The sequence below is a fragment of the Streptomyces sp. NPDC002773 genome (assembly GCF_040295605.1).
In the GTDB taxonomy this organism is placed as follows: Bacteria; Actinomycetota; Actinomycetes; order Streptomycetales; family Streptomycetaceae; genus Streptomyces.
On record NZ_JBEOVO010000052.1, the window covers coordinates 21,126 to 30,712 of the forward strand.

General features: G+C 67.3%; 12 protein-coding genes. All 12 read right to left on the reverse strand.

The genetic code is table 11. The annotated features are described in order from the left end of the window. Nucleotides 1–32 precede the first annotated feature (32 nt). The 12 genes from ABT034_RS33470 to ABT034_RS33525 all read right to left on the reverse strand — a co-directional run bounded on the left by ABT034_RS33470 (nt 33) and on the right by ABT034_RS33525 (nt 9,471). Nucleotides 33–803, reverse strand: a complete 771-nt coding sequence (locus tag ABT034_RS33470) for a VG15 protein (RefSeq protein WP_351220862.1) — start codon at nt 801–803, stop codon at nt 33–35. Continuing rightward, entirely contained in the window at nt 784–2,253 is a 1,470-nt protein-coding gene (locus ABT034_RS33475) for a phage portal protein (protein WP_351220863.1), read from the reverse strand. Before ABT034_RS33475 ends, ABT034_RS33470 begins: the two co-directional genes overlap by 20 nt. After that, a complete protein-coding gene (locus tag ABT034_RS33480; RefSeq protein WP_351220864.1) occupies nt 2,199–3,929 on the reverse strand; it encodes a terminase large subunit domain-containing protein in 1,731 nt (576 codons plus the stop codon). The genes ABT034_RS33475 and ABT034_RS33480 overlap by 55 nt, the downstream gene beginning before the upstream one ends. After that, entirely contained in the window at nt 3,922–4,362 is a 441-nt protein-coding gene (locus tag ABT034_RS33485; RefSeq protein WP_502973108.1) for a phage terminase small subunit, read from the reverse strand. Before ABT034_RS33485 ends, ABT034_RS33480 begins: the two co-directional genes overlap by 8 nt. A gap of 201 nt (nt 4,363–4,563) precedes the next feature. After that, nucleotides 4,564–4,713 carry a hypothetical protein gene (locus tag ABT034_RS33490; RefSeq protein ID WP_351220866.1) on the reverse strand — a complete coding sequence of 50 codons (150 nt, stop codon included), beginning with the start codon at nt 4,711–4,713 and terminating at the stop codon, nt 4,564–4,566. 70 nt (nt 4,714–4,783) lie between these two features. Continuing rightward, nucleotides 4,784–4,990: a hypothetical protein gene (locus ABT034_RS33495; RefSeq protein WP_351220867.1), complete on the reverse strand. Its 207-nt coding sequence runs from the start codon at nt 4,988–4,990 to the stop codon at nt 4,784–4,786. Between the two features lie 292 nt (nt 4,991–5,282). Next, the gene (locus tag ABT034_RS33500) at nt 5,283–6,152 is read right to left on the reverse strand and encodes an NAD-dependent epimerase/dehydratase family protein (protein WP_351220868.1); all 870 of its coding nucleotides are present in this window, start codon (nt 6,150–6,152) and stop codon (nt 5,283–5,285) included. Continuing rightward, nucleotides 6,152–6,850, reverse strand: a complete 699-nt coding sequence (locus ABT034_RS33505; RefSeq protein ID WP_351220869.1) for a hypothetical protein — start codon at nt 6,848–6,850, stop codon at nt 6,152–6,154. Before ABT034_RS33505 ends, ABT034_RS33500 begins: the two co-directional genes overlap by 1 nt. 76 nt (nt 6,851–6,926) lie before the next feature. Beyond that, nucleotides 6,927–7,502, reverse strand: a complete 576-nt coding sequence (locus tag ABT034_RS33510) for a DUF4352 domain-containing protein (RefSeq protein WP_351220870.1) — start codon at nt 7,500–7,502, stop codon at nt 6,927–6,929. Nucleotides 7,503–7,947: 445 nt separating this feature from the next. Then, nucleotides 7,948–8,634, reverse strand: a complete 687-nt coding sequence (locus tag ABT034_RS33515) for a GIY-YIG nuclease family protein (protein WP_351220871.1) — start codon at nt 8,632–8,634, stop codon at nt 7,948–7,950. A 127-nt stretch (nt 8,635–8,761) separates the two neighbouring features. Further along, entirely contained in the window at nt 8,762–8,890 is a 129-nt protein-coding gene (locus ABT034_RS33520) for a hypothetical protein (RefSeq protein WP_351220872.1), read from the reverse strand. After that, on the reverse strand, nt 8,887–9,471 hold the full coding sequence (locus tag ABT034_RS33525; RefSeq protein WP_351220873.1) for a DUF6197 family protein: 585 nt from the start codon (nt 9,469–9,471) through the stop codon (nt 8,887–8,889). The genes ABT034_RS33520 and ABT034_RS33525 overlap by 4 nt, the downstream gene beginning before the upstream one ends. Nucleotides 9,472–9,587: the final 116 nt, after the last annotated feature.

Sequence of the window (9,587 nt, forward strand, 5' to 3'; positions counted from 1 at the left end):
TGAGAAAGGCCACCTCCAGGGCAGCCAGGGGGTTACAGGCCGGGCAGATGCCCGTGTTCGGCGAGCGCGAGGCGGAACCGCCTCAGCTGATCGCCCGAGTGAGGCGCCGCAAACTCGCGGTACAGCCGTTCCCACTCGCGTGCGTGATCGGACAGCTCGAAGCGCTGCCCCTTGAAAACCGGGACCACACCGCAATGGCAGTTGTCGTGGGCCCGGAAGTCCGCTGTGTCCTGCTTGTAGACGGCGCCGCGGATGGCGAGCGCCTTGCAGAAGTGGCAGGCGCCTAGGGCCGCGGATCGGGCCCAGGCCGTGGCCTGCCGGTCGCGGCGAACCGCCTCCTGGACGGTGCCACGCCCCTGGTCGATGACCAGCTTCTGGGCAGCTCCCTCGGCCTTCTTCTCGGCCTGGTCCAAGCGCACATCCATCGGTTGGAGCTGCGCTTCGGTCGTGTCCGGATCATCCGGGTCCCGAGGCCACAGATCCTTCGTGGCCCAGCGCAGACCGCTCTCGACCTGCTCCTCCGGAGGCGGCTGGGCCAGCGGCACGGTGAACGAGCCGGTCACCCGCGCCGCGATCCGGGCCGCGTCGTAGTAGTCCGCCGACAGCGCCGACGATGCGGCCCCGTAACGATCGACCAGGGCCCCGACCGCAGTGATCCAGACCGGTACCGTGGCCTGCAGCCGAGACGGGATGATGATCCGCCTCAGCCCCCGCATGTCCCGGACCAGGCTGCGAGTCAGCGCCGTCTGCGCCCGACGTTGCGTAGCGGCCGCCGTGCCGGCATCAGAGACCCTCGCCGCCATCTGCGGCCTCCGGGTCCGCTTCGGGGCCACTCATCAGTGATGAGAGGAGCTGCCGTCCCTGGGTACGCCGCCGGTCCGCTCGAACTCGCCTCCGCTGGTCTTCGGTCAGACCGGCCATCTCCAGAGCCACGTCCGAGTCGGCAGGGATGATGCCCTGCTGAACCAGCTTGACCGTGGCGTCGGTCTGGGCCGCCAGCGTCGGCGTCGCAGGATTGCGCCACACGCACTCAATGCGGCGCTCCTTCGGCGGCGGCTCCCCGTTCCGGAACCACAGGGCGAGCCGCATCGAATCCCGATGAGTCGCACTGAACCTCCGGATGCGGCGTTCGGCCTTCTTGATCTGCCGGTTGTCGGCGTAGCGGATCGCGTCCGCAGATGCCGGATTGTCACTGCTGTAGCCCAGGACGTGCGGGGCGACCGAGAGCTGCGACGCCATAATCCGCGCATACAGATCGATGATCTTCGTCTGGCCGCTGGGGTCGTGAGCAGCGAACTGGCCCACCTCCGGCACATTGCCGTCCTCGTCCCGTTCCAGCGCCAACACGCGGCCGATGTACGTCTCCCACGCAGTCCGCGCATTCCCCTCGGCATCCTGGAACGCCGACTCCGAGACGCCCAGCAAGTACCGCTGAGGAGCCTGGAAGAACTCTGCGCCAACCTCGATGCCCATCAGCCGCCGGCAGGCCGCGTCCGTGATGGACATGACTTCCGGAGTGATCTCACTCTTGCCGACTCGGTCCGCGGTGCGCTGACGGTTCGCCATCCGCAGCACCGGCGGCACCCCCAGCCGGTGCTGATCGCGGTCGATGACCTTCCATCCGCCGTCCACCTCAACCGCGAAGATCGTCTCGTTCGGCATGTAGAGGCTGATCAGCTGCTCCTCGGGCGCCAGACCGAAGTCGAACCGGTCCAACGACTCCCTCAGCGCGAACCGCGGAATCCTCAGCCGGGCATCCCAACTGAGCGTCATGTCGAGCGGCGACTCGTAAGTGATCAGCGGTGGAAGATCTGGGTCGTCCGGCGAGCCGACCGTCACATACTCGCGGCCATAGGTCAGCGCATCGAGATGCGCCAGACTCGACTCGTCGAACAAGTCGTTGGCCTCGGCGATCTCCTCCAGCTCGGATGAATCCGAACCGTCGGCCCAACGGAACGCCTCCAGATCCAGGCGCTCCTCCAACGACTCCACACCGGTCCTCGGCCAGCCGATCACCGTATGCAGACCCTTGAGCTGCGGTGGGATCGAAATTCCGAGATCCTGGACCAGCTGCTCGCCGTTGAAATAGGCATCCAGAAGCTGCAGCTTGAATCGCTGGTTCAGCAGGTCCGACCGCAGCATCGTAAGGATTTGCAGCTCGTCGTCCGAGAGGCCCACAAGAGGCAGGGTGGGGATCGTCACCGCAGCACCACCACCCTTCCCTTGCCGCGCGCCGTCGAGCGCTTCGCCCACGCCGGGCTGTTCATAACCATCCGGCGCAGCATCCGTGCGCCGATCGCGCACACCGCCAAGTCGACCTTCCGGGCCGACTCACGGTGCTCCTTGCCGATCGTGTAGCCCCAGGCGTTCGTGCGACGGCGCGCATTGGCGACGTGCTGCCGGAGCACCTTGTGGCCGTCATGGGTGAGCTGACGTTCGAGGACGTCGCGGTAAAAGCGGTCGACGGCCTCAGTGAAGGCTTGCTGACGTCGCCGGTCGCGCATGTCCCACATGACCGCGTGCTGGCCGTGGCCGGAGGCGACCGCCTTCAGCTTGAGCCTCCTGCCGTACCGCTGGGCCCAAGCGTCGATATAGCCGTCCCAGTACCGCTCGCCATCCGCCTCGTCGAAGCCGGAGCCCGGGTCGGCAAAGAAGGCGATCGGCTTGTAGGTGGCGAACGTCAGGTCCACCACCCCGTCGACCTCCTCACGCGGCACCCGCCAAGGCACGCCATCAGGCCAGTTCGGCGGCTTCTGCCAGACGCCGAGCGTGTGGACGTGCCCATCGGACAGGCGGCAGGCGACCAGGCCTGTGGCGTCGTCGCTCTTGGAGCCGTCGAAGAACAGGACGATCTCGTCACCATCCTGCAGCTCAATGTCCTCGTGCGGGCAGGCGTTCCACTCGTAGGGCGCAAGGTAGGCGTCTTCAGAGGCAGTGATCTGGTTGAACCAGAACCGGCGCGACCTGCTCGGCGGGTTGCGGACGTCGAGGATGGACGCCTTCAACCGCTCAAGGTCCAGCCAGATCGAGTCGCCGCGGACCGCGCGCAGGGTCGGCTCGATCCACTCCTCGGTCAGCTTCGCCTCGGCCGGCGCCTCCAGGCTGTCGTAGAACAGGCCGACCTCGGCGGCGCGGCCCGCCTCCGCAGACTCAAAAGCCTCACGCGTGCGCTCGGCGACACTGTCCTCGCCGGGCTCGTAGGCGTTGGTGTTCGCCAGCGTCCGGGACTGCCCGTCCGCCGACTTGGTCGCATTGCGCTCGATGACCGCGGCCATCTCGTGCCCCTGGTTCGACTCCAGCCAGTGGTGGGTCTCCCCCAGGTTCACTGCCGTAGGCCGCCCGCCCTCGAGCGCGCGGGGCGAGCTCGTGACTGCCTCGATCCGGGCCCGGCCCTTGTCGGCGTAGATGATCTCCTTGCCGAGGTCGATCCGGTACTCCTCGATCGCCCGCTTCGTCAGGATCGACGGGAACAGCGTCATCGTGTTCCTCGTCTGGTCCTGGCTGACGGCCGCGATCTGCACCCAGGCCGCTGGATGCTGCTGGCCGAGAGGCTGCCCGGGAGGGACGCCCCACTCGTTGCCCTCATCCGCGACTTGCCCGAAGCGGCACGGGCCGACAAACTCGAAGGCCGACCAGGTGGCAATCAGCGGGTCCTTGCCCCAGCCCTTCAGTCGCTGGATCACCCCGTCACGCCACAGGAACCGGTTCGTAGCCGGGTCCATGGCGTACCACCACAACGTCAGGCGAGCCTGCTCGGCCGTATACCGCCACGGTGCGCCGACGTGATGCTGCAGGTACGTCGCGGTCCAGGCCAGAGCCTGCCAGCCGAGCGTGTACTCAGGGAGGACGAACTTGCCGTCCTCCCTGCGCCGCCACGTCGGGCCGATCGTGAAGGGCGTAACGATCTCGGGGACTTCGCCGTCAGCCACCGATCGAAGAGCGGTAGTCGGCGATCGCGGTCACGGACGCCGGGACCACCTTGACGGCCTGCTTCCGCTCCAGCTCAATCCGGACCCGCCGCCGGTCGCCCTCAGTCGTCAGCAGGCTGGACATCACCGAGTTCAGGGCCGCAACGTACTGCCCGTTCGGTGGGCGGTCCTCGGACAAGCCGCGAGACATTAGCTCGGCCGCGTACCGGGCCATCGCCCAGTCAGACGGCTGGTAGAAAGCGGCCTGGCCCGAATCTCGCAGAGACAGGTACCAGTCGGTGGCGATCGGATGCCACAGGGCATCCGGCTCCGGCAGGTCGGGAAGTTCGGCCGGCGGCTCCGACGGAGCCTTCGTGATCGAGTCCTTCTCCTCCTTGGAGCGGTGCCCCATACGCTCCTCGGAGCGCTTGCCTATGGGTCCACGTGCACCCATGTCGACCTCCAGGGTCTCGGTGCGAAGAGGCCCCGCCTCCAGGGCGGCGCCAGTTGATCAAGTGGCGGGCCGCCAGGACCCGCCGGCCGCCTTGGAAACCCGGGCGGGATGTCAGGTGCTATACGGCCCCGATAAGCCAAGAGCCGGGGAGGGGGGTATCCCCCCAGGGATGCGGTCGGCCGAGCCTCCGCCAGGGCCGACCTAGACGATCAGGTGAGTCCAGCTGTGGGCCCAGACGTCGGTGTAGTCAGGGTCGAGCACGAGCTGGAGGACGTTGCCTCGACTCGTCGTGCTCCTGGCCTCCACGGTGATCGGTACGACGACTCCGCACTCGGGACACTGGACGTGCACTGCACCTACCTCGGCCACCGTTCCCCCTTGCCCATCCCCTGGGGCCGCTGCCCTGCTGGCCCGGCGTGGCTCACTCGCCTTGCGCATCGGTCGGTTCCTCTGCACTGTCCACGCGTTGGATGTGTGCGCCTTGGCCCGCTGGTATGGCGAGGCAGACGCCCTGGGTGTCGGTGAATACGGCCCATCCGGCGGCGAAGGTGAGCGTCAGCTTGGTGTCCTCGATGAGGATGTCCTCACGTCGCTGTTCGGCTGGATGCTGGACGAGGTACGCCGGCACGGTCACCTCATCCCGGGGTGCCGCTCGGGCGGACGGGACCGCCCTGGTCTGGGGTTGGCCTTCTGCGCAGCGTTCCCTTCGGCGCTGGACTTCTGGTCGTGGCATGGGCCGCAGACGCCTTGGAGTCCTGTGTCGCTGTGGTCGTCGGCCTTGGCCACGATGTGGTCGCAGAACCGAGAGGGGCGCACGTCGCAGATCTTGCAGATCGGATCTCGGGCGAGGATCTGGGCGCGGATGCGGCGCCAGTTCGGCGGGAGGCGCTTGACCCGGTTCGATCCCTTCCAGCCGCCGCTCATGCTGCGAGCGCCCGCGCAATGCCCTCTTCGAGGGTGACGCGGGGCAGGTGGAAGTCGAGCATGCGGCTGGGGTCGCACACCCTGTGGTGGACACCCTGCGGTGCGGACGGCAGGTGCTTCAGCTCGGGCTGGTAGCCGGCCGCCTCGGTGATGAGGCCGGCCAGCTGGTCGAAGCTCGTGGCCCTGCCGGTGCCGAGGTTGACCGGGCCCTGCACGCCTTCATCGACCGCCTTGAGGGTGGCGGCCACGATGTCGTCGATGTGGATCCAGTCACGGGTGCTGCTGCCGTCGCCCCAGATCTCGAAGGGGTCCTGCCGCTCGCGGGCCCGCCGGATGAACGCAGGGAAGGGGTAGCAGTCGTCCTGATCTTCGCCGTATCCGGAGAACGGCCGCAGGATCGTCATGCGGGTGCCTTCGGCTTCGGCGTACTGGCAGAGCTGTTCGCCGGTGAGCTTGACCAGACCGTAGGTGGCGTCGGGCTGGCCGGGCTGCTCGTAGTCGATGTCGGTCTCGACGAGGCGCCGGATCGGGCCGGGCTGCTGGAGAGCGACTGGGTAGGCGGCGGAGGAGCTGAAGTAGACCGCGCGGGGGACGTGGCTGCGGGCGAGCCACCGCATGTACCAGGAGTCGAGCGCCAGGTTGGTGGCGACGCCGAGCGGGGAGCCGTCGATGCTGGCCCGGCCGCCGACGATCGCAGCACAGTGGATAGCGAGGTCGTAGACGTCGGTGCTGTAGCGGAAGAGGTCGAGTGCGTCAGAGTGCAGACGCTCAAGCTCGACCCCGTGAACGTCCCAACCGCGAGCCTCCATCGCAGCGTGCAGGTGCCTGCCGATGAAGCCGCGATGTCCGGTGAGGAGGACCTGCATCACGCCTCCTCGACGAGCTTCCGGAGTTTGGCCAGGTCGGCTTCGAGTCCGCCCTCGTCGCGGTAGGCGTAGTAGGCGGCGCCGTCTGCGCCGACCTGCTCGCTGCTGTTGCATTCCTCGTACACGGCGTCCGTGGCGGCTTTCCCGGCCGCGGGGTGGAGGTGTTCGAGGATGAGGTCGTGGAGGTAGGTGATGCGTTCCATGCCGCGGCCCCAGTCGAGCCATACGAGGTCGACGCAGAGGTGCACGAACGTGGGCGGCGCCATGTAGCCGAGGGTGGTGACGATGTCGGACGTCATGGCGACGGCGGTAGCCATCTTCTCGCCCTGCAACAAGTCGTTGCCGTAGACGATGCCGGGGCCGCCGGACAGGCATTCGCGGAAGCGGGCGTCCCAGCCGTGAGAGCGAGGCCGGTGGTCGTCGCCCATGAAGGCGAGGAACCGGTAGCTCTTCGCCGCCTTGGAGGCCTGCTGGTTGAGGGTGCCGACGAGACGACGCCGCTTGCCGAACGTGAAACGGACCCGCGGGTCGCCCTTGAGTGAGGCCTGGAGCTTCTTGTACGCAGCGAGTTCGGGGTCGTCGGTGTCGACGGCGAAGAGGATGTCTGCGGTGGCGCCGGTCTCGTCCCAGGCCTGCATGATGGCGGGGACGCTGTCGGGTCGGCCGCGGGTGGGCACGATCATGAGCAGGTCGTCCATCTGGCGCCCTTCGGTCGTCGGGCGCGGAGAGTTCTGGGCGGTGCCGGGAGGCGTCATCGCACCTCCCGGCGTCCGTCTACTTGAGCTTCCACTCGCCTGTCTGGTCGGAGAAGCCGCTGTTCATGCCGAACTGAACGGAGGCGACCTTCGAGTTCTTGGGGACTTCGAAGACGGCCCATCCGAGGGCTTTGGCGCCGGGCTTCAGCGTGACGCCGGCCGCCATGGACGGACCAGCCTTGATGTCGGCGATGACGCCGTTGAACCACTGCCCCTCGCTGTCGGCGACCTTCATGCCGTTCGTGGGGCTGTCGTCGTAGACGGCCGTGCCGCTGTTGACGATCTGAACCTGGACGCCGATCCAGCGGTTGCCGTCTTCGGGCCGGAAGAACTCGTCCTTCGGCGTGGCCGGGTCGGATGTCTTCGTGAGGGTGACATCGATCTGCTGTCCGTCTTCGAAGCCCTTGAGGGTGAGGGTGTCGCCGATGGTGGCATCCTTCGGGGCCGGCGCCTTGGTTGTCTCGGGCGCCTTCTCTGCGGCCGTCTTGCTGGGCTGCGGGTTGGGCTTGGTGTTGACCTCGGGCTCGGCGGCGTTGCAGGCGGCGAGGGTGAGGCAGAGGGCCGCGGTGGTGGCGGCGATGGCAGTGCGTCGCATGGTCCCCCCAGGACGTTGCGTGATGAGAGGTCTCATCGTTGCTCTGAACTGTGGGAGTTGGAGGCGGTGTCTCCGTTTCGTGACCTATGCGGCGCGGGCGCCGAAGCGCGGCCGATAGCTGGCGGCCTGCCCCTTTATCTCGGGGAGCGCGTACATGGTCTTGTACTCGTGCCCTTGTCCGGAGTATCGCCGGGGGTCGCCCTTGTAGCGGGCGATCTTCCCTCGTGATGCCCACTGCCGAATGACGGGCTCGGGAACGCCGGTGACGGCGGATGCCTCGTGGGCGTAGACAAGGTCTTCGGGGTAAAGGTCGGCTGGCTCCATCGCGCCCCCTGACACGCAGAAAGCCCCCGGCGGAAGCTGGGGGCTTAAAGTAGCTGCGGACACACTGGTATCCGGATGGGGGCAGTGTGACACGGATTTACCTAGACAGGCAAGGGCGGGTCTAGCGGTGCCACCTGGACCACTCTCGACCGCGCTTGATGAGGTATTCCAGGTGTTCGAGGTGGTACACGGGCCTGCCTTTCTCGTTCGTGCCAGCGGCTACGATTCGCCCGCGCCGTACCCAGTGGCTGACGGTGGAGGAACCCATCCCGAAGCGCTTGGTTGCTTCTGTGTTCGTGAGGAGCTCGCCGCTGACGGGGTCGGGTAGCTGGACAATCTCGCGGCCGCGCCGGAACTGTCGTCCTAGGGTGGCCATCGTCGTCCAGTCTTCGTGGGGTTCCCCGTGGGTCTTGCGCGTGGCGTCTATGTGACGTTGAAGCCTGGACGACAGGCGAAAGTACTCGCCTCTCCTGGCGACCCGCTCGGGGTGGAATTGACGGTGTCTCCGCTGCTCCACTTCCCGGCCGCCGGGCTCAAAGGCGAGAATCTCGTCGGGCATGAGTGCCTTCATGCGGTTTGCCGGATCACACGTAGTACCGATCTTCACGAGATCTGAGCGCCGGATGTAATACACGATCTCAACGCGGTCAGGTGCGGTACGCCGACGGCGCGTGGCCTCTTCGTGTTTGGCCCGGCCTACCTTGATTGCGATGTCGATCGACGCCTGGTCAAGAGCCACCCCAGCGCTGGCCATTGTTTTCAGTTCTATGGCGATGAACGAGAAGGCCGGGTCCTCCGTGTCGACCATTGCAAGGAGAGGGGCGACGCTGGGACGTGTGCCTGCACGGGTGTTCTTGATGCCTGCGGGTACGAACGGCCTTCTGTCTTCCATCGATGCCTCGATTCAGGTGAGTCGCCGCAAGGTGGATCGTGCCCTAACCCGCTGACAGCGTGGCCTCGTCGGGCTGCTCCTCTCTTTCCTCGGAACCGTCGAGGTCGCCCCACTCCAGGGCGAAGCTGGCGGACTCGACAGCGTCCCAGTCGAAGTCGTCGGTGTCGGTCACTGGTTCTCCTTGATGGCTTCTCGGATGAGGTGGAGGGCGTCGTCGAGGGTGCGCCCGGTCCGGTCGTTCCACCGGTGGTAGGGCTCGTCGATGCCGCGGCGGCGGAGCGCGTTCTGCAGCTGCTGCCCGGCGGCCTTGGCGGTGTTCTCGTCGCCGTATCCGAGCCGATAGAGGACGGCCTGCGCGCCGAGGATGCAGCGGGCTCCCCCACGTGACCGGAGCGCGCCGCGGTGGTGGCCGTACTGCTGGAGGACGAGGGCGGTGAGTTCGAGGTGCTGGGTGACGGTGATGTCGCGGCCGGCGCCGTGGAGTCGGCGGGCGGGGGTGATGGCGAGCGCCCAGTCGGGGAGGATCCGCCACCAGCGCGCGGGGGCTACCAGTTCGGGCGCCTCCTGCTCGGACTCGACGGACGGCGCCTGGAGCGCTTCGGCGACGAGTTCGGCAGTGGTCTTGGTGACGAGCGGGTGGGCGGTGCGCGGGGCGTGCTGGGCGAGGTAGGCCTCGATGTCGGCGATGAGCGCGGCCGCGTCGATGGCGAGCGTTTCGTTCGGGGTTGCCGTGAGGGTGGCGGTCTCGCTCATCTCGTAGTCCTCCTGTGCGGTCTAGGGCCTGTTGCGAAAGCGGCTGAGGAAGCAGTTCCGCACGCCTCCGTCGCTACTCTGGGTACGACCGCGATGCAGGGGGCAACGGTGGGACG